Annotated in this window: 23 protein-coding genes; 7 read left to right on the top strand and 16 right to left on the bottom strand. The window is 54.1% G+C overall.

Going from position 1 to position 18481, the window contains the following annotated elements; all coding sequences use genetic code 11:
• Positions 1–5: 5 nt before the first annotated feature.
• The 4 genes from EBA31_RS09795 to EBA31_RS09780 all read right to left on the bottom strand — a co-directional run bounded on the left by EBA31_RS09795 (position 6) and on the right by EBA31_RS09780 (position 4543).
• The gene (locus tag EBA31_RS09795; protein ID WP_122078628.1) at positions 6–923 is read right to left on the bottom strand and encodes a sugar ABC transporter substrate-binding protein; all 918 of its coding nucleotides are present in this window, start codon (positions 921–923) and stop codon (positions 6–8) included.
• Positions 924–985: 62 nt separating this feature from the next.
• Positions 986–2014, bottom strand: a complete 1029-nt coding sequence (locus EBA31_RS09790) for an ABC transporter permease (RefSeq protein WP_020826399.1) — start codon at positions 2012–2014, stop codon at positions 986–988.
• Between the two features lie 17 nt (positions 2015–2031).
• A complete protein-coding gene (locus EBA31_RS09785; RefSeq protein ID WP_020826398.1) occupies positions 2032–3516 on the bottom strand; it encodes a sugar ABC transporter ATP-binding protein in 1485 nt (494 codons plus the stop codon).
• 97 nt (positions 3517–3613) lie between these two features.
• Positions 3614–4543 (bottom strand): sugar ABC transporter substrate-binding protein, encoded by a 930-nt coding sequence (locus tag EBA31_RS09780; RefSeq protein ID WP_020826397.1) that lies wholly within the window; start codon positions 4541–4543, stop codon positions 3614–3616.
• A 535-nt stretch (positions 4544–5078) separates the two neighbouring features.
• Here EBA31_RS09780 and EBA31_RS09775 point away from each other — a divergent pair.
• The 4 genes from EBA31_RS09775 (at position 5079) to EBA31_RS09755 (ending at position 8763) form a co-directional block, all read left to right on the top strand.
• Positions 5079–5921, top strand: a complete 843-nt coding sequence (locus EBA31_RS09775) for a class I fructose-bisphosphate aldolase (RefSeq protein ID WP_020826396.1) — start codon at positions 5079–5081, stop codon at positions 5919–5921.
• Between the two features lie 122 nt (positions 5922–6043).
• Positions 6044–7645, top strand: a complete 1602-nt coding sequence (locus EBA31_RS09770; RefSeq protein WP_122078626.1) for a sensor histidine kinase — start codon at positions 6044–6046, stop codon at positions 7643–7645.
• A gap of 3 nt (positions 7646–7648) precedes the next feature.
• Positions 7649–8362 carry a two-component system response regulator DcuR gene (gene dcuR, locus EBA31_RS09765; protein WP_048760591.1) on the top strand — a complete coding sequence of 238 codons (714 nt, stop codon included), beginning with the start codon at positions 7649–7651 and terminating at the stop codon, positions 8360–8362.
• 116 nt (positions 8363–8478) lie between these two features.
• Entirely contained in the window at positions 8479–8763 is a 285-nt protein-coding gene (locus tag EBA31_RS09755) for a LysR substrate-binding domain-containing protein (RefSeq protein WP_238387446.1), read from the top strand.
• Here the strand turns inward: EBA31_RS09755 and EBA31_RS09750 are convergent.
• The 7 genes from EBA31_RS09750 to fabV all read right to left on the bottom strand — a co-directional run bounded on the left by EBA31_RS09750 (position 8760) and on the right by fabV (position 12568).
• A complete protein-coding gene (locus tag EBA31_RS09750; RefSeq protein WP_020826392.1) occupies positions 8760–9119 on the bottom strand; it encodes a hypothetical protein in 360 nt (119 codons plus the stop codon). The genes EBA31_RS09755 and EBA31_RS09750 overlap by 4 nt on opposite strands.
• A gap of 42 nt (positions 9120–9161) precedes the next feature.
• Positions 9162–9470: a hypothetical protein gene (locus tag EBA31_RS09745; protein ID WP_238387445.1), complete on the bottom strand. Its 309-nt coding sequence runs from the start codon at positions 9468–9470 to the stop codon at positions 9162–9164.
• 27 nt (positions 9471–9497) lie between these two features.
• Positions 9498–9818 carry a hypothetical protein gene (locus EBA31_RS09740; protein WP_122078622.1) on the bottom strand — a complete coding sequence of 107 codons (321 nt, stop codon included), beginning with the start codon at positions 9816–9818 and terminating at the stop codon, positions 9498–9500.
• 177 nt (positions 9819–9995) lie between these two features.
• The gene (locus EBA31_RS09735) at positions 9996–10220 is read right to left on the bottom strand and encodes a hypothetical protein (protein WP_122078620.1); all 225 of its coding nucleotides are present in this window, start codon (positions 10218–10220) and stop codon (positions 9996–9998) included.
• A 219-nt stretch (positions 10221–10439) separates the two neighbouring features.
• Positions 10440–10655, bottom strand: coding sequence for a helix-turn-helix transcriptional regulator (locus tag EBA31_RS09730; protein ID WP_115061046.1), 216 nt, complete (start codon positions 10653–10655; stop codon positions 10440–10442).
• A gap of 7 nt (positions 10656–10662) precedes the next feature.
• Positions 10663–11226: a DUF2975 domain-containing protein gene (locus tag EBA31_RS09725; RefSeq protein WP_046373855.1), complete on the bottom strand. Its 564-nt coding sequence runs from the start codon at positions 11224–11226 to the stop codon at positions 10663–10665.
• Between the two features lie 142 nt (positions 11227–11368).
• Positions 11369–12568 (bottom strand): enoyl-ACP reductase FabV, encoded by a 1200-nt coding sequence (gene fabV, locus EBA31_RS09720; RefSeq protein WP_020826387.1) that lies wholly within the window; start codon positions 12566–12568, stop codon positions 11369–11371.
• A gap of 148 nt (positions 12569–12716) precedes the next feature.
• Here fabV and EBA31_RS09715 point away from each other — a divergent pair, with 148 nt between their 5' ends.
• Positions 12717–13628 carry an aminoglycoside phosphotransferase family protein gene (locus tag EBA31_RS09715; protein WP_238387444.1) on the top strand — a complete coding sequence of 304 codons (912 nt, stop codon included), beginning with the start codon at positions 12717–12719 and terminating at the stop codon, positions 13626–13628.
• A gap of 43 nt (positions 13629–13671) precedes the next feature.
• Here EBA31_RS09715 and EBA31_RS09710 read toward each other — a convergent pair whose 3' ends face one another.
• Positions 13672–14022 (bottom strand): DUF4377 domain-containing protein, encoded by a 351-nt coding sequence (locus tag EBA31_RS09710; protein ID WP_041415315.1) that lies wholly within the window; start codon positions 14020–14022, stop codon positions 13672–13674.
• Between the two features lie 305 nt (positions 14023–14327).
• On the opposite strand from EBA31_RS09710, the gene EBA31_RS09705 reads away from it, so the two are divergent.
• Positions 14328–14864, top strand: a complete 537-nt coding sequence (locus EBA31_RS09705; protein ID WP_230090231.1) for a DUF4136 domain-containing protein — start codon at positions 14328–14330, stop codon at positions 14862–14864.
• 498 nt (positions 14865–15362) lie between these two features.
• Here the strand turns inward: EBA31_RS09705 and EBA31_RS09700 are convergent, their stop codons facing one another.
• The 4 genes from EBA31_RS09700 to ftnA all read right to left on the bottom strand — a co-directional run bounded on the left by EBA31_RS09700 (position 15363) and on the right by ftnA (position 17876).
• The gene (locus tag EBA31_RS09700) at positions 15363–15704 is read right to left on the bottom strand and encodes a YebY family protein (protein ID WP_020826380.1); all 342 of its coding nucleotides are present in this window, start codon (positions 15702–15704) and stop codon (positions 15363–15365) included.
• Between the two features lie 69 nt (positions 15705–15773).
• Positions 15774–16655, bottom strand: coding sequence for a copper homeostasis membrane protein CopD (gene copD, locus EBA31_RS09695; RefSeq protein ID WP_122078616.1), 882 nt, complete (start codon positions 16653–16655; stop codon positions 15774–15776).
• 3 nt (positions 16656–16658) lie between these two features.
• Entirely contained in the window at positions 16659–17042 is a 384-nt protein-coding gene (yobA, locus tag EBA31_RS09690) for a CopC domain-containing protein YobA (RefSeq protein WP_020826378.1), read from the bottom strand.
• Positions 17043–17357: 315 nt separating this feature from the next.
• On the bottom strand, positions 17358–17876 hold the full coding sequence (gene ftnA, locus EBA31_RS09685) for a non-heme ferritin (RefSeq protein WP_020826377.1): 519 nt from the start codon (positions 17874–17876) through the stop codon (positions 17358–17360).
• A 371-nt stretch (positions 17877–18247) separates the two neighbouring features.
• Between ftnA and EBA31_RS09680 the strand changes: the two genes are divergently transcribed.
• A complete protein-coding gene (locus EBA31_RS09680) occupies positions 18248–18478 on the top strand; it encodes a DNA polymerase III subunit theta (protein ID WP_020826376.1) in 231 nt (76 codons plus the stop codon).
• The last annotated feature ends 3 nt before the right edge of the window (positions 18479–18481 follow it).

Below are 18481 nucleotides of genomic sequence, written 5' to 3'. Positions count from 1 at the left end.
CCAGCTTACTTTGCCGCGTATTTTTGCATATTGGCCGGCGTCACCAGTTCAAACGGTATCCAATAATAAGGTTCCAGCTTTTCGCCCTTGATCATCCGCTGAGCCACGTCGACCGAGGCCTTGCCCTGGCCGACGGCGTCCTGGAAGACCGTGACCTGCATCTTGCCGGAAGATAATGCTTTCAGGCCGTCCGGGGTGGCGTCGATTCCGCCGATTAGCACTTTGTTGTCCTTTTTACCGGCCTGTTGCAATGCCATGATCGCGCCAATCGCCATCTCGTCGTTGTTGGCCGCGACGATATCAATGGACTCGCCGTTGGTTACCCAGTTCAGCATCAGATCCATACCCTCGCTGCGTGAGTAGTTGGCACTTTGCTTCTGCACCACTTTCATTTTCGGGTACTTCGCCACCACCTGCTCCACGTCTTTGGTGCGCTGCAGTGCACCGGCGTCGGTCAGGTTACCGATCATGATGGCTACGTTGCCCTGGTAATTCGCCAGGCGCGCCAGCTCTTCCATCTGCAAGGTGCCGGACTGCTTCTCGTCGGAGCCGACAAACACCACGCCGGAAGGCAGCGTGCTGTCACCCGGCGTACGATTCACATACACCAGCGGAATACCCGCCTTGGTCACCAACTTGGTGATCGCAGGCGTGCCCGCCGAGTTGACCGGGTCGACGATAATCGCGTCCACCCCGGCGCTGATAAAGCTCTGCACCTGATCGGTCTGGCGACCAACGTCACCGCGGGCATCTTCGAATTGCACGGTAATACCGCGCGCCTTGGCCTCTTTGTCGATCGAATGGCGGATGATGGTGAGGAAATTCTGGTCAAAATAGGCCATCGACACGCCGATAGTTTCCGCCAGTACCGAGGTGGAACAGCTAAGCGCCGCCACCAGCACGATTTTTTTTAGGTATTTCATGGTGATTCCCCTGAGGTAAAAAAAACCGCCGGGCAAGCCGCACCGGCGGAGATTTACGGCAATCAGTGTTTTTTGCGGTTACGGTGCATGTCGATAGACACCGCGGCGACGATAATCACGCCTTTGATAATGTCCTGAATATAGGAGTCCACGCCGATAAAGGTGAATCCGCTTTTAATCAGCCCGAGGATCACCGCACCGATCAGCGTGCCGGTAATGCGCCCAACGCCACCCATCAGGCTGCTACCGCCAATGACCGCGGCAGCAATCGCATCCAGCTCGTAGGACATCCCCATGCTCGACTGACCGCTGCTGACGCGCGCCGCCAGGACCACGCCCGCCAGTCCGGCCAGGCCGCCGGCGATGGTATAGACCGTCACCAGGTATTTATTGACGTTGATACCGGAAACTCTGGCGGAGGTCATGTTGCCGCCGATGGCGTAGATGTATTTGCCGTAGCGGGTATGCTTCAACGCGATGTGGAAGATCACCGCAATCACCAGGAAGATGATCACCGGCATCGCGCCCTGGCCGATTGAGGTGAAGCCGTCGGACAAGAAGCTGACCGGGTTACCCTGGGTGTAATACTGCGCCAGGCCACGTGCCGACACCATCATGCCCAGAGTGGCGATAAACGGTGGAATGCCGGTACGGGTGATCAGGAAGCCGTTGATAAACCCACAAACAATACCGACCCCGATCCCCGCGCCGATCGGGATCGCCGCGGGCAGATCGAGGAGCGCCGGGTACATCGGCGAAATGCTGTCTGAGGTTTGCGCCAGGCTGGCCGCCACCACCGCCGTCAACGCAATCAGCGAGCCGGAAGAGAGATCGATACCGGTGGTGATAATGACCTGGGTCACGCCCACCGCGATGATGCCGATAATCGCTACCTGCAACACGATCAGCAGCAGCCGGTTAGGGTTCATCAGGAATGACTGATCGCGGATGTACCAGCCGAGGATTTCAAAGACCAGCGCGATGCCGATCATCACGATAAAGATGCCGGTATCTTTCGGCATTTTGCCGCTCAGGCCAGAGAACAGGGGCGCTTTACCCGCAAGCGGCTTCTCAATTTTTACATTACTCATGGTGGTTCACCTTTGCGTTATTCAGAGGCCAGCGCCAGGATTTTTTCCTGATCCGCTTCTTCTTTATCCAAAATGCCGGTAATACGGCCGCCGTGCATCACCATCACCCGGTCGCTCATGCCGAGAATTTCCGGTAATTCCGATGACACCAAAATAATGGCGACGCCGCGGTTCGCCAGCTCGCTGATCAGGCGATAGATCTCCGCCTTGGCCCCGACGTCGATGCCACGCGTTGGCTCATCGAGGATCAATATTTTGGGCTGGGCCAGCAGCCAGCGGGCAATAAGCACCTTCTGCTGATTACCGCCGCTGAGGTTATTGATGATTTGGTCCATGGTCGGGGTTTTGATGTTGAGCTTTTTGATCTGCTCCATGCAGTCTTTGGCCATTTGCACATGGCTGACAAACCCGTTCTTGCCGATGTACTCCGACAGGTTGACGATGCTCATGTTCTCAACCACCGACAGCACCAAAAACAGCCCGGATTTTTTGCGATCTTCGGTGAGGAACGCCAGGCCGAGTTCAATAGCTTTTGAGGGTGAATCGACCTTTGCCGCTTTGCCCTCGATAAAAATGCTGCCACCGTCCGCCGGGTGCATGCCGAACAGGCTTTCCATTACTTCGCTGCGGCCGGCCCCCACCAGCCCGGCGACGCCGAGGATCTCGCCCCGTTTCACGCTGAACGAGACATCGTGGAACCAGTCCGAACGCCGCAGTCCTTCCACCCGCAGCACTTCCTCGCCGATATTGTTGTTGAATTTAGGGAACATCTGGGTCAGTTCGCGCCCTACCATCATGGTGATCAGCGACTGTTTGGTCAGGTTTTCGGTTTTATCGCTGGCAATAAAGGTGCCGTCGCGGAAGATGCTCACCTCGTCGGTGATGGCAAAAATCTCGTCCATCTTGTGGCTGATGTAGATAATGCCTTTGCCCTGCTCACGCAGCTCACGAATGATGGCAAACAGATGCACCACCTCGCCTTCGGTCAGGGCCGAGGTGGGTTCGTCCATGATCAGGACGTCCGCGTTGTAGGACACCGCCTTGGCGATCTCCACCATTTGTTGGCTGGCGATGCTCAGCTCACCCACCAGCGTTTCCGGCTTGAGTTTGATGTTCAGCCGCGCCAGCAGCTCGCGGGTTTTCTTGTTCAGTTGGTCATGGTTTACGAAGCCCAGCTTCGCCGGCTCACGCCCCAGCCAGATATTTTCCGCCACCGTCATATAAGGCACCAGGTTGAGTTCCTGGTGAATCATGGAAATGCCCGAATGCAGCGCCTGCAACGTGTCGCTGAAGGTCACCGGTTGGCCTTTTATTTTAATGGTGCCTTCATCGGGGTGATAAATACCGATTAAACATTTCATCAGCGTGGATTTTCCCGCGCCGTTTTCGCCCATTAAAGCGTGCACGCTGCCTGGTTTGATTTTAATTGAGACCTTATCCAGCGCCTTCACGCCGGGAAACTGCTTACTGATGCCTTCAGCCTCAAGAACATAAGGATACATACTGATAACCTCCGCCGTTCGTCAATGCATCCCTGCCGTATTTACCGTCGAGTGCCGGATAAATACGGCAATGGATATAACCGCGCTGCTTTAACGCTTATTTTCTGTTCTTGTCGGCAAATTCCTGATAATTGGCCTTGGTGATCAGCTGATACGGGATCAGGACGTTGCTTTCCACCTTCTCGCCTTTAACCAGCTGAATGGCAGTTTGCACCGCGCCTTCGCCCTGGCCTTTAGCATCCTGGAATACGCTCAATGCCAGATCGCCCTTCTTGATGAATTCCAGCGCGTCCGGAGTCCCATCCACGCCGGCCACCAGCACGCCGCTCTTCTTCGCCTGTTTCAGCGCCAGGATCGCACCAATGGCCATTTCGTCATTGTTGGAGGCGATGGCATCAATCTGCTGACCGGTCAGCACCCAGTCGGTGGTAATGTCGACGGCTTCTTTGCGGCCCCACTTGGCGGTTTGCTTGTCGAGAATTTTGATGCCGGGATACTTGGCCGCCACCTCTTCCACGCCGCGGGTGCGGTCGCGGGTCGCTTCATTGGACAGTTCGCCCATCAGGATCATCACGTTGCCCTTGCCGTTCATCAGCTTGGCCAACTCTTCCATCTGCAGCTTACCGGCCAGTTTGGAATCTGAGCCTACGTAGGCCATGCCCGCAGGCAGCGTCACTTCCGGACGGCGGTTAACGAACACCAGCGGGATCTTGGCGCTTTCCGCCAGTTTGATCATCGGCTTCACGCCCTGGGTATCGACCGGGTTGAGGATAATGGCGTCGACGCCCTGGCTGACGAAGTTCTCAATCTGTTGGATCTGCTGGGCGATGTCCCCTTTGGCATCTTCAAATTGACCGCTGACGTTGCCGTCCTGTTTCATTTTGCTCTGCATGGACTGGCGTAGGATGGTGAGGAAATTGTCATCGAAATAAGCCATTGAAACGCCGATTTTGATGTCTTTTGCCAATACGCTGGCCGGCAGCATGCACATCAATACCGAGGTGACGATCAGTTTCTTCAGCTTCATGTTCTGTACCCTTTAATCGTTAGAGTGAAGAGGCCTGTTGATTTGACAGCTAATGAAAAATATTTTTTACATTCAAACAACAATCCGGTCGGTGATATCCCTTTGATACGGCAGATTTACCGCTTTTCTTCCGTCTTCTGGCAGTGTGTGAAATTTTGATCAATGTCTCAAAATAGATTAAAAACAATCAATTGAAATAAAACCCTTGCCTAACTCGTTACGTCATATCGTAACTTTCAAATGTTTATTTCAAAATTGAGATTATTGAAACTTTTTAACCCAAACAAGCGAAACATGCGTTTTGGAATAACCAAGTAACAAAAACATGACACGGATCTAACAAATGGCGCAAAAGCCATCAGCGTACGCGTTCCTTTAGTGCGTTCAGCGACGAGAAACGATCTGCCGCGATGAAAAAACGCGAGGGGTTCTCTGAGTAAATATGCGAGCGAGCGCGCAGTTTGTGGATCCACGGTTTCATCCCGCGGTTTACTCGACAATACTGAATGGACATGTGTTTTCAGGAGGATCTGACATGCAGCTCAGCAGTAAGGTACGGATGAACCGGCTATTCAATAACGGCAAGTGCCTCGACGTGGCGATTGATCACGGCATTGCCAATGAACCGGATTTTTTAATCGGTCTGGAAGATATTGAACGGGTCATGAATAGCCTGATCGTCGCCCGCCCCGACGCCATTCAGGTGAACTACGGCCAGGCGGATTTGCTGCAATGCTCGACGCAACGCGATAAACCGGCCCTGGTGATGCGTACCGACGTCGGCAACGCTTATAACGCCGCGCGTCACCGTGAAATGTGGGCGGTGTTGCATAATCCGGAAGCGCCGATCCTCGCCGCGCTGCAGATGGATGCCGCGGCCGTGGTGGTTAATCTGTACCTGATCCCCGATGAACCGGGCATTTTCCGCCAGTGCGTGGAAAACATCGGCCGCCTGCGCCATGCCTGCGATCGCTATGGCATGCCGCTGATGGTCGAACCGCTGGTTATGGCGCCGGCCGGTCAAGGATCGGCTTACGGCTCATTGGGCGACGTCGAAAAAATGGTGCCGCTGGTGCGCTTGGCGCGTGAACTGGGCGCCGACATCATCAAAGCCGACCCTACCGAACGGGTGGAAGATTTCCACCGCATTGTTGAAGCGGCGCGTTGCCCAACGCTGGTCCGCGGCGGCGGTAAAGGTGAACTGGGCGCGGTACTGGAGAAATCTGCGGCGCTGATGGCGCAGGGCGCATCCGGCATGGTGTACGGCCGCAATGTGTATCAACACGATAATCCGTCAAAAGTGGTGCGCGCGCTGATGGCGATCATCCATCAGGGAGCCAGCGGCCAACAAGGGCTGGAAATCTATCATCAACCCTGATCCCGGCTTTTGTAATTAAAATAATCCCTCCCCCGGCGGCAGCATGTTATAACCTGCTGCCGGTCGCTGCCCCGCGCCCCATTCCCCGCTAAAATCCTGATACGCCCATTCGGAGAACCGCCATGCCCAAACAACGGATACCGCTGAAACTCAGTACCACCCTCACGCTGATGGTGTCTGCCATTATTGCTTCGGTGCTGCTGGTGGTGTACGCGCTGTTTTTTGTGCAGATGAGTCACGAGGGGCAAGATCAGCAGCGTCAGAAGGCGATGGCAATTGCCGAAACGGTGGCGCTTTCCGGTAACGTCGTTGACGGCCTGCAGCGGGAAGATCACAGTGGCGCGATCCAGCGCTTCGCCGAGCAGGTGCGACATCAAAACGAGCTGCTGTTCGTCACCGTGGTGGACATGAAAGGCATCCGCTACTCGCACCCTAAACCCTGGCTGATCGGCAAGCATTTTATCGGCGACGATTTAGAACCGGCCCTGCACGGGAAAACCAACAGCGCCATCAACCGTGGCGCGTTGGCGCCTTCACTGCGCGTCTTTGCACCGGTCTACGACAGCGAGCGCCGACAGATAGGGGTAGTGGCACTGGGCATCGCTCTCGATACCGTCCACCGGGTGGTGGCCGAAAGCCGCTGGATTATCTATTTAACCCTCGCGTTCGCCGCACTGGTCGGCACGCTGGGTATCTTCTTCCTGGTGAAAGCGCTTAAGCGCATCATGCTCGGTTTTGAACCCTACGAAATCTCTAACCTGTTTGAACAGCGCAACGCCATGCTGCAGTCGATTAAAGAAGGCGTCATCGCGGTCGATAACCAGTCACGTATCACCATTGTTAACGACGAGGCGAAACGCCTGCTGCGCCAAAGTGGCCCCTTCGAAAATCTGCTGCTGGAGTCCGCCAGTAAGTACTGGCCGGCCCAACTGCATCTGGCGGAAGTTTTGGCCAGCGGCAAACCGCTGCGCGACCAGCAGATCAGTTTTAACGGCAGCGAGCTTTTGACCAATACCGTGCCGGTGATCGTCAAGGGCCAGGTGATTGGCGCCATTGCCACCTTCCGCGACAAAACCGAAATCAGCCAGTTGGTGCAGCGCCTGAGTGGTATGGCCCACTACGCCGACGCATTGCGCGTACAGTCGCACGAGTTTATGAACAAACTGCACGTGATCCTCGGCATGCTGCATATGAAGGCTTACCAGCAGTTGGAAAACTACATCATCAACACTGCCAGTAACTACCAGGAAGAGATCGGCGCGCTGCTACGAAAAATACAGTCGCCAGAGGTCGCCGGCTTCTTTATCGGCAAAATCAGCCGCGCCCATGAGGCCGGCATTGAGCTGACCATCGATGAGACCAGCCTGCTGCCGGAAACCGACGACGCGGAAACCCCCCATGTGCTGATCAGCGTGCTGGGCAACCTGATTGAAAACGCCATTGACGCCATCGACGGCGTTGAGGGACACGAGATCAACCTGAGCTTTCATCACAATGAGAATCACTTACACTGTATAATCAGCGACGACGGCCCCGGCATCGATCCGGCTCTCGGCGCCAGTATCTTTGAGCAGGGTGTGTCCACCAAAGGGCCGGGGCGCGGTATCGGCCTGGCGTTGATCCGCAGCAGCCTGGAAAAACTGGGCGGCAGCATTGATTTTGAATCTGAACCGGGTGTACTGACCCAGTTCTTTGTCCATATTCCCTATCAGGCCAAGGGCTGACCCATGATTAACGTATTGATTATTGATGACGACCCGATGGTAGCGGAGTTGAACAAATACTACCTCAGCCAGGTAAGCGGCTTTCACTGTCAGGCCACCGTCGCCACGCTGGCGCAGGCACGCGAGTTGCTGGCCGATACCGATGTCAGTATCGATCTGGTCCTGCTCGATATCTATATGCAGCAGGAGAATGGCCTGGATCTGCTGCCTGGCCTGCGCGAACTGGGTGAAAAAACCGACGTCATTATTATTTCCTCCGCCAGCGACGTGGACACGGTGCAACGCGCCTTGCACTACGGCGTGGTGGATTATCTGATTAAACCCTTCCAGTTCGGCCGTTTCAAAGAGGCGCTGAGCAACTACCAGCAGCAGTCGCAGATCCTGGCACAGCGCGAATTCTCACAGGCCGATGTCGACAGCCTGCTGCGGCGTCAGCCCAACAGCAGCGAGGGCAAGAAACTGCCGAAAGGGTTAACCAGCATTACGCTAAGTACGGTATGCGAATGGATCGAACAGCAGCACGATGGGGAGTTTTCGACCGACAACCTGGCCAACGCTATCGGCATTTCGCGCGTATCCTGCCGTAAATACCTTATCTATCTGGCGGAAAGTGGCATTCTGGGCACCCGCATCCTGTACGGCACCACCGGCAGACCGGTCTATCTTTACCAGTTAAAGCCGGACGCGGTCGCCATGCTGAAAGAGTATTGCCGCTAGACGATGCCCCCTGGGGGCTCATCACGCATCATTGCGTCCAGGGGCCACTCTTTTAATCTCACTACCTTTACACAAAGGTGCGCAGCGCGGCGACAAAATCCTCTTGGCGCGCCACGTTGGACAGATGCACCACCGGCAACACCAGCAACTCGGCTGCCGGGACGGTACGGGCCAACAACTCACTATGCGACAGCGCCGTGACCGGCCTGATGTGGCTCCCCAACTGGCTGTCGGCCCGTTACCTGCGCAGCGGGGAACTGGTGCCGGTACTCAGCCAAATTCGCCTGCTGCCCAGTGAAATCCACGCTGTCTGGCCTCACAGCCGTTATTTACCGGCCAAAACGCGGGCGGCGATCGACATCCTGCTGGCGCAGATGCCAAGCCAGTTGCCAGGGAACTAAAGGTGGCGTTTGTGCCCGGGAAAATCCGTCATCCCGCGCGGCAGGTTGCACAGTTTGCGGTATTCTTGTTTCCGCTTGCCGCAAGGGTAGTGGTACTCGCCATACAGCGTTTTAAGCTGCTGCCGGTTGGCCTGCTCGGCGGCGGCGCGTTGCCGTTCCAATTCAAGCGCCTTCTCATTGGCCAACGCCACGCCCTCGGCACTCCATACTTTATGTTTTAACCCGCTGCGCTTTTGCTGGTACTCCTCAGAGATTTTGTTATCCAGCGGCTGTGCGGCATGGTATTGCCAGTCAACCGACGCCTGCAATGAGAAGCAAGACCACTGCGCCACGCAGGCAAGAAAAATCCGTTTCACTGATAGACTCCCGATATTAAATTCACCTGTTGACTCACAAAACTATCTTCTGGCTATGGCGCTCTTACCGACTAAAAACAGCGGCACAGGCGTTGCCCGACATACACGCGGCAACATCGCGGACTCCAGCGTTTTGCGCTCAAGGCGTATCACGGCAAGACGCGCCTGTTCCGAACGTATTTGCTCTACGTACCACAGATGTTGCAACAGCCCGTTAAACCGTAATCGGTAATCCACACTACTTTCCCCCGTCTCGAAACCGGCGCGCTGAGCGTGCTTGTCGACAAACGAATAGCAACAAGAAGACGCCAACAGGGCGAGTGCCGCTGTCATTAAAGAGGTTAATTTCAAAAGCAAAAACTCCATTAGTGCATGAGGCTAGCAACCGTTGATAAGCAGCAGTTGTTCTTCGCGCGGCAATGCTGATGGATGCGGTTCACTCGCGGCGGCAGCCTTGCCCCTCTGCCCTTTGCAGGCTTTACGCTGAGCCAGCGTATTGTCTTCACTTTGCGTCGATATCAGAGGTCGCTGTTTCTCGTTGCCCATCTCGTCCCAGAAGTCATGAGCCACCTCTTTGAGTTTCTTGCGAAACAGCACCGAAGAGACGCCTTCATGCTCCCGCTCATAACGCGCGGCGGCAGCCTGCTGGCACCAGGGCAATAATAGACATATGAAAATAACGGGGATGCCTTTTTCCACAATAAACTCCTGTAATAAGGCCCATAATTGCGCTCACTCCCATTAAATAATGAAAAGCACTTATTTCTGTTAAAATAAACAACGCGAGAAGAACAACATATTACCTGGCAAAGCGTAAACCTTAATTAAATGAGTGCCATTGGGTTTATAATTCGCAGGATAAATATATTTAGTGAATTAGCGATCCCACAATGTTGACCAATCGATGGTTCCACCGATACTCGGCCCTCTCTCGTTAAGCACCGCAGAAGCCGACTCTCCTGCGCTGATGCGCTGCCGTTGCTCACGTGTCGCCGGCTTTGGCTGTTCCCAGCCAGGGCTTGAAGACGAAAAGCCGGGTTGAATATTGCTGCAACCGCTTAGCATGATTAACAATACCGGGATCCCTTGGTAAAATTTCATATATCCTCCTTTAAAATAAACGCTATCGTTAGCAACGGTAAATAAAAAATGACTTTTTTTAGTTTAATAACCCCGCTCAAACGCGAGCAACGTCAAAACGACCTTATTGATTTTAAATAAGGTGACTAATGATTTAATTGACAATAAAAAGGCTTACAGTACCGACGATAATAATTAATCAATATATTGACGATATGGCGCGCAAAGCACGCCACCGCGCTAGTCTTGGTTATCCGGTTGCCAGGCCAGAAGATCGCCAGGCTGGCAGTTGAGGATCCGGCAGATTTTATCTAACGTCTCCAGCCTGACGCCCTTCACCTTGCCGTTCTTCAGCAGGGACAGATTTTGTTCGGTGATCCCCACCTGTTCCGCCAGTTCCTTCGAACGCATCTTCCTTTTGGCCAACATGACATCAAGACTTACTATTATCGCCACTCTATTCTCACACGAAAGAAAGCTGTTCTTCATTCAGCCGCAACGCTTCCAGGAACACCCGGCTAAACACCAGGATTGCGCAGCCTACGATCAGCGAGCGTACCGATTCGCTGTTGATACCATAATAAATTATTAGCAGCATTTTTTCATTGGCCGTCAGTATCATCACCTGCAACATCCCGGCCAGCGAGGGGAAAAGCACATCGACAATCAGCAGGATACCGATGATCTGTAGCAGCAGCATATTGTTGCGGTGCCAAACGTTGCCGCGATAGAACTGGTAAAACAGCCCGGCGCCGCACAGTAATGCGCTGTAATAAGGCACGTAGGCGAACATGTCCAACAACAGGGTGGCCACTAAAGCCCAGCGTTGCTGCGGAACGGCATAGGCGTTCAGTTCTGGGTAATAGTCACGGTAGGACGCCACGATACTGTCGAACGCCTCGCCCTGCACCCAACCCTGAACAATCATAAACATCTCCACGCCGGTGCTGACAATCAGCATCGTCATGATCAACAAACACAAGCAACGTACATAAAGCGGAAGGTGGATCCGTGGCGCAGCGCCCATAGCGATTTCATCCTTAAAAACAGCAATAAGTTATCGTAAAACGATAATTTATTGCTGTCAACGATCAACTGGACTGATGAGCGGCTGGGTGACAGGCGTAAAAAAGGCCGGAAACCCGGCCCTTTCTCAATGCTCGATGGATTTAGACCAGCTCAATCACATCAAACTTAACTTCACCGCTGAGATCGGCTTCGTAATCAACGCCTTGCAGACCAAAACCGAACAGACGCAGGAACTCGGCCTTGTAGCCCAGGTAATCGGTCAGTTCGTTGATGTTGCTGTCGTCGATTTGTGCCCAGATTTCACGGCAGGTGTTCTGCACGTCGTCGCGCAGTTCCCAGTCGTCCAGACGCAGACGGTGCTTCTCATCGGTATCCGGTGCGGTGCCGCTGTACAGCTTGGTGGCGAACAGACGTTGGATCTGCTCGATACAGCCTTCGTGGATCCCCTGCGCTTTCATGATTTTGAAAACGATAGAGATATACAGGGGCATTACCGGGATAGCGGAGGAAGCCTGAGTCACTACCGACTTCAGTACGGCAACGTAAGCCGCGCCGCCTTTGGCCTTCAGTTTCTGATCGATGGCCTGCGCCGCGCGATCCAGGTCTTCTTTGGCTTTGCCCAGCGTACCGTGCCAGTAGATTGGCCAGGTCAGATCGGTACCAATGTAGGAGTAAGCGACTGCCTGCACGTTGTCCGCCAGCACGCCAGCTTCTTCCAGTGCGTCCATCCACAACTGCCAGTCCTGGCCGCCCATCACTTTGACGGTATCGGCAATTTCCTGCTCGTTGGCCGGTTCAACCACGGCTTCAACCAGCACGTCTTTATTGGTGTCGAGCGCCACGGATTTGTACGGTTCGCCGATAGGTTTCAGCGCAGAGCGCACCACTTCACCGGTTTCCGGCATTTTACGCACCGGCGAAGCCAGCGAGTAAACCACCATGTCGATCTGGCCCAGATCCTGTTTGATCAGGTCAATGACCGTTTGGCGGCATTCGTTGGAGAACGCATCGCCGTTAACGCTTTTCGCGTACAGGCCTTCTTCTTTAGCTGCCTTGTCAAAACCGGCAGAGTTATACCAACCGGCAGAACCGGTTTTGCCTTCGCTGCCCGGCTTTTCAAAAAATACGCCGATAGTGGCCGCACCGCTGCCGAAGGCGGCATTGATACGTGACGCCAGGCCGTAACCGGTGGAAGCACCGATCACCAGCACTTTTTTCGGCCCGTTTTTCAGTTCGCCACGTGATTTAACGTAGGCGATTTGCTCACGGACATTGGCTTCACAACCTGCCGGGTGAGCGGTAGTGCAGATAAAACCACGAATTTTAGGTTTGATAATCATAGTAATTTTTTCTTGGTAGCTAAAAACCGAAGGACAATATACCTGATTTTATCAATATACTTAAGCTGGGTGCATGGCAGATTTGCAACAAGCCCAGTGAGCAGACCAGTCCCACTCGTTAAATCTCAGCCTTGAAGGAAGTGCGCACGTGAGTTTTATCGCCAAATTACACGCCGACGAAGTGGATATTGATCTCAACCTGGTGACTTCCATGCTCACCGACCAGTTTCCGCAGTGGGCGGCGCTGGCGATAGCGCCGGTCGCTATTGCCGGTACCGATAACGTGATGCTGCGGCTGGGCGACGAGCTCTATATTCGTCTGCCGCGCACGCCGTCTGCAGCGGCGGCGCTTGAGCGGGAAAACCGTTACCCGGCGTTGCTAGCCCGTTATCTGCCGGTCCCGGTTCCCGTTCCGCTGGCGCAAGGTCAGCCGCAAGCAGGCTACCCTTTCAACTGGTGCGTAGGCCGTTGGATCCAGGGGCAAATGCCGGTTTGCGGCGAAGGCAGCCATGGGCTGGCGCAACAGCTGGGGGAATTTGTCCACGCACTGCATACCATCCCTGTTACCGAGCCTGAGCTGCAAAAGAGCCTGACCTCCTATCGTGGCGGCCCGCTTGGCGCCAGAGACACCCTCACCCGCAACGCGATAGCGCAATGTGGTGACTATCTCGATACGGACATTCTGCTGCACGTATGGGAAACCGTTAGCCAGATACAGGAGCACAACGCTACCCCATGCTGGATCCACACCGATATCCAGCCGGGCAACCTGCTGGTCAACGAAGGTAAGTTAGCGGCGGTGATCGACTGGGGCGGTATGGCGATTGGCGATCCGGCGGTGGATTTGATTGTCGCGTGGAATTTATTGAGTCAGGACAACCGCGAGGATTTTAAACGCGCCGTGGATACCGATAAAGCCACCTGGCTGCGTGGCCGGGCCTGGGCATTGTCGATTGGCGTGATTGCGTATGCGTATTACGTTGAAAAAGAGCCTGCGCTTGCGCGGACTTCACGCTATCAGATTGAGCAGGTAGCGGCGGACGTTGGGTTATCGCTTTGAGGTTATCAGGTCAGGACATTCGGCCCTGACCTGCATACGACTATCAGACCTTGTTCTTTTCCAACTGCTCAACCAGCGTATAGCGCAGTGAAGAAGCGTCAGCCGGGACGTTTTCCAGTTCGGTCACTTTAACCTTCAGGCGGTAGCGGTAACCGGGCTCGAAGGTAAAACCTTCGATCTGGCTGTAAAACATTTCCCACTGCCCCTGCACAGAGTGGCGAACCTGCATGCATTTCATTGGGGCAACGCCCATGCAATCTACCAGCGCGCTGTTAACCAGCAACACTTCCGTATGATCTCCGTCTTTATTCACGGGTTGGCTCACTTTCGCTCCCTCCTGGCTGCAGCCGGCGAGGCCGACTAAGGCGATAAATAACAACGCTTTGATTTTCAACGTAATGCACCATTGAGACTTTAGGTGGGCCGATAGTAACAAAGCCACTGCCACCGCGGCCAGCAGCATGTTCTTAATTTTCAGTGAACGAGCCGAAACGCCGGCGTATCGCTACAGGTTTGGGTATCCGCGACCTGAATCGCCTGATGGCACATCCCTACGGAACACACACCCTGCTCTTTCTGGCGAGATCGTTACGGTTTTTCGTTCCCTCGGTCCACCTAACCCGTTCCTGTTGACCAGATTTGCCAAGCTCACCTTCTGGGGCTAAGTTTATGAAACTAATAATCCTACAGGGGTTTTCTATGCGTTCGCTTTCTTGCCTTTTGCTCGCAAGTTCCTTGGCTTTATTGTCGGGCTGCGCCAACCAGCCGCAGGTGACCAGCGACTATGACCACAGCACCAATTTTGGCCAATACCATACCTACGGCTTTGCTACAGAGGCCGAGGGGCAGTACTTAACGCTGACGGGTAAATATATTCATAGCGCCATAGCGCAACAGATGGAGCAGCGCGGCTATAAGCTGAGCGCATCCCCAGACCTGTTGGTTTACAGCAGCGCAATGAAACAAAACAAAGTGCAGGTGAATGACTCCCCCGCGCCGATTGGCCGCTGGGGCTACGCCGGCTGGGGCGGATACAATCAAACACTGTGGACCTACACCGAAGGCACCCTGACGGTGGATCTGGTGGACAGCAAGAAGAAACAGCTGGTCTGGCGCGGAACCGCCAGCGACACGCTCAACTCAGACGCGCAACCTGCCAGCCAGGCGCAGCTTCAACAGGCGGTAGCGGCGCTGTTTGCCGCATATCCCTTCCGGGCGGGAGCTGCAAACCGCTGATGGTTTTGAATCATTAACAGGAAAGTTTAGCCACCCGCGCAAGCCCTATTTCAGCCAATAGGGCTTGATGTATCTGTTGCACTGTTAAGCTGACAGATCACCACGTTACCCCCCAACACCTCTCGTCCCCCTCGTAGCTATCATGCAGAAAAACGATCTTCCTCTGTAGCGCGTTTTATTATCGGAATTTGAGTCTGGGGAAAGCCGGGGTTGCAGCTTATTTTTTCAAATTGCAGAAAATTAACTGATAAATCAAACACAAAAAAAGACCGAATACGATTCCTATATTCGGTCTAGGGAAATGGCTCTTGGGAGAGAGCCGTGCGCTAAAAGTTGGCATTTTGTGCAAGGCTTGTTCAGCCATGCACTTTAAGAGTAGCTTACCGCGCTATTTTTGCCAGCCAGCCGCACGGCCGGTGATAGTTTCATTGCGGAATTAATTTCGTGCAATTTTCCATCACCGGTTAACCTCGCACTAAGCCATTGGGGGATAAGCGATTAGTTCGCGCAGAGCTTCTCGGCGCGTTCGCGGTACGGCTCAACACTCATCTTATGGCCCGGATTGGCGGCGTCATCGAGCAGGATCACGTCCAGCGGTTGAGCGCGTTGCTGCCCTGCTTTCACCTGCGCTTCTGCGGCCGCGTTAAGCGGGTACTGCATTAGCGTGCTGTTGTTGAGCACGAACAACGCACCGCCGCTGCGGCACTGCAGCGTCACTTCTTCTTTGGTGAACGCCCACTGCTTGCCGTATTCCAGCTTGGTGATGTTCACCAGTTGGTCTGCTGCCAAAGCACCGGTCGCGGTTGCCAGCAGCGTCATGCCAAGTAATACCGATTTCATGTTATGGCCTTAGGGTTGCTATTTGATTCAATTTTCCCGCAGTTTGGGGGCATCCGGCAAGCCGGAATGTTATACCGGCGCATAGGTTGCAAATAAACTGACCAACAGCAGCACCACCGCCCCTAACCCCAACTCCGCCCAGCAGGCAAGCACCAGCCCGCGCTGCGCCAGCCGTGGCATGCTGCTCATCGCCGGGACGACGGCGTAGCGGTTGGCTAATGCCACCATAACCATCAGCGCCACCAGCGCGGTTTTAAACAGCAGCAGGCGTTGGTACGGAGAATCTACGTCCAACGGCCAACTGCCGAGAATGATCAAACTGTTGATTACGCCGGTCAGCAGCACCAGTGCCACAGCCAGGTGTCCCCAGCGCGAGAAGCGTATCAATGTGGTCACCGCGTCGCTGCGCCACTGCGTTTGGGCCAGATAGCGCAAACAGACCAGCAGCGGCAACAGACTGCCAAACCAGTACCCTGCCGCCAGCAGGTGCAGCGCGTGATTGAAACGATGCAGTGCGCCAAGCCCCCCACCATGCATCGCCGCATGGCCGATAAACGCCATGCTGACCAACAGCAATGTGGAAAGCAGCGCCAGCAGTTGTGTACGACGTGGCTCGGCGAGCCACAGGCTCAGCAATGCCAGCATTGAAATGCCCAGGTGCCAGCGCCAAACCTCGCCAAAGGTGGTGCCCAGTACCGCCCACCACACGTCCAGCCGCCAGGTATCTGCCCAGCCGTCCCCCATCTGCCCGGCCTGAATAGCCAGCAACGCAATAGCGGAAAGCCCGGCAAGCCAGGTGCAAGAGACCAACAAAGGACGCACATCACGGGTGAGATACGGAGAAAGGCGCTGCGTCGACAATAAGGCGGTGAATAAGCTGGAGCCAAACATCAGCATCACCGCCGCAAAGTGCACAAAGCGACACAGGACAAACAGGGTCGCCAGACTCATGGGTCAGTTTACGGTGAAGCTGTATTGGCCCTTGGTTTTATGACCGTCGACCGACACCACATGCCAGCTGACGTTATATTTGCCTGCCGCCAGATCGCCTTCGATAGGCAGATTGACCTGGGTATTGTTGTTCGCATCGAGCTGCAGCTTGCCGGTTTTCACTTCGGCGTTGTCTGGGCCGGTGATTTTAATGCCGCTGAAGTTGGGCTCAATACCCTCGGAGAAATTGAGCGTCAGCACCTTGGGTGCCGGACTCACGCTGGCATCTGCCGCCGGCGTTTCAACTTTTAAATGGGCATGCGCCAGTGCCTGCTGCGAGGACAGCCCGACAAACAGCACGAAAATGGTGGAAAGCAGGCGATAAGAAGTCCGAATTTTACCGATCACAGTGATATCCCTTAAAGCAATAATCGAGGGTGATAAGGAGCCAGGCTAACCGCCAGGGCGATGTATCAGCAGCCCAACCCACCGCAGATGATTGCGCCACGGGTAAACAGAATTATGGGAGTAACCCCCTGTTTTGACTCTCAACCTTCCCTGTAGCGTATCGCGTCAAATGATAACGAGTGTCATTATGCAAGTCGAGCAGAACGCTGGCATTTTGCGATCCAGTAGCACATATCGCTGTAAAACCGCGATAAATGCAGGGCATAAAAAAACCGCGCACCGGCCAACGCCGACACGCGGTTTTCTACAAAAGGATTAGGCCTGGCCGTTACCGTTTTCGCCGGCCGCACCCATTTTCTTCAGATCTTTATCAATGAAGAACAGGGCATTGCCGCTGTTGCCCACCAGCGCCAGTTTATCCAGTACGGACTTGAACAGCTTCTCTTCTTCGTGCTGCTCGGCAACATACCACTGCAGGAAGTTGAAGGTTGAATAGTCATGAGCGGTCATTGCCGCGTGCGCCAGTTCATTAATCTGGCGGGTGATCAGTTGCTCATGTTCGTACGTCTGTTGGAACACCTCTGCCAGGGAACCAAACTCAACCGGCGGCGCGGCGATGGTGCCCAGCAGCGGCAGTGCACCGGTATCACTGAGGTATTCGAACAGGCGCTGCATGTGCTGCATCTCTTCCTGAGAGTGTTCTTTAAGGAATGCCGCGGCACCTTCAAAGCCTTTATCGCTGCACCAGGCACTCATTTGCAGATACAGGTTGGCAGAGTAGAACTCCAGGTTCAGTTGCTCATTCAGCTTTTTGGTCATTTCAGGCGTCAGCATAATCATTCCTTTATTTTGCAGGTATCAACTTAATTTTTCCGCATTATGCCCTGACGAAAACAAAATAAACACACCTGATTTACATCATCGATGATTTAATTTTAAATTAAAACAAAATCAAATAGTTATAAAAAACACCAATTATTCATTTAAATAATTATGATAACTATTTCCATCTGTAAATTTAATCAAAAAGCGAATCATTCTTATTTAAAATAATAAATGAATTGCATTGCTGAACGAATAATAAATAACCTTTTCCGTTACCGATTATTGGTGACCGTCCCCCCTGCGCGCTTCAGGCTTGCCAAGCGCCGCCGGGTGGATTACCTTCTGCGCTGATCCAATGCGGTAACAGTAAGGAGAATACGGTGGGTTACAATTTGGCAGAGCTTTCCAAAGAAGAGATGGACAAAGTGAACGTTGATCTCGCAGCTTCCGGCGTGGCGTTCAAAGAGCGCTACAACATGCCGGTGATCCCCGAAATGGTTGAGCGTGAACAGCCCGAACACCTGCGTGATTATTTCCGCGAACGCGTGGCGCACTACCGTGCCGAATCGCACAAGTATTCGCGCCTGCCGTACGAACCGAAATCCAAATAATAA

Source organism: Serratia sp. P2ACOL2 (assembly GCF_003691565.1).
Classification (GTDB): domain Bacteria; phylum Pseudomonadota; class Gammaproteobacteria; order Enterobacterales; family Enterobacteriaceae; genus Serratia; species Serratia liquefaciens.
This window is presented reverse-complemented; position numbering and strand designations above follow the sequence as displayed.

Bases quoted from the DNA above. Each gene is read 5' to 3' on its own strand.
- EBA31_RS09795 (WP_122078628.1), bottom strand. From the start codon at position 923: ATGAAATACCTAAAAAAAATCGTGCTGGTGGCGGCGCTTAGCTGTTCC.
- EBA31_RS09790 (WP_020826399.1), bottom strand. From the start codon at position 2,014: ATGAGTAATGTAAAAATTGAGAAGCCGCTTGCGGGTAAAGCGCCCCTG.
- EBA31_RS09785 (WP_020826398.1), bottom strand. From the start codon at position 3,516: ATGTATCCTTATGTTCTTGAGGCTGAAGGCATCAGTAAGCAGTTTCCC.
- EBA31_RS09780 (WP_020826397.1), bottom strand. From the start codon at position 4,543: ATGAAGCTGAAGAAACTGATCGTCACCTCGGTATTGATGTGCATGCTG.
- EBA31_RS09775 (WP_020826396.1), top strand. From the start codon at position 5,079: ATGCAGCTCAGCAGTAAGGTACGGATGAACCGGCTATTCAATAACGGC.
- EBA31_RS09770 (WP_122078626.1), top strand. From the start codon at position 6,044: ATGCCCAAACAACGGATACCGCTGAAACTCAGTACCACCCTCACGCTG.
- dcuR (WP_048760591.1), top strand. From the start codon at position 7,649: ATGATTAACGTATTGATTATTGATGACGACCCGATGGTAGCGGAGTTG.
- EBA31_RS09735 (WP_122078620.1), bottom strand. From the start codon at position 10,220: ATGAAATTTTACCAAGGGATCCCGGTATTGTTAATCATGCTAAGCGGT.
- EBA31_RS09725 (WP_046373855.1), bottom strand. From the start codon at position 11,226: ATGGGCGCTGCGCCACGGATCCACCTTCCGCTTTATGTACGTTGCTTG.
- fabV (WP_020826387.1), bottom strand. From the start codon at position 12,568: ATGATTATCAAACCTAAAATTCGTGGTTTTATCTGCACTACCGCTCAC.
- EBA31_RS09705 (WP_230090231.1), top strand. From the start codon at position 14,328: ATGCGTTCGCTTTCTTGCCTTTTGCTCGCAAGTTCCTTGGCTTTATTG.
- EBA31_RS09700 (WP_020826380.1), bottom strand. From the start codon at position 15,704: ATGAAATCGGTATTACTTGGCATGACGCTGCTGGCAACCGCGACCGGT.
- copD (WP_122078616.1), bottom strand. From the start codon at position 16,655: ATGAGTCTGGCGACCCTGTTTGTCCTGTGTCGCTTTGTGCACTTTGCG.
- ftnA (WP_020826377.1), bottom strand. From the start codon at position 17,876: ATGCTGACGCCTGAAATGACCAAAAAGCTGAATGAGCAACTGAACCTG.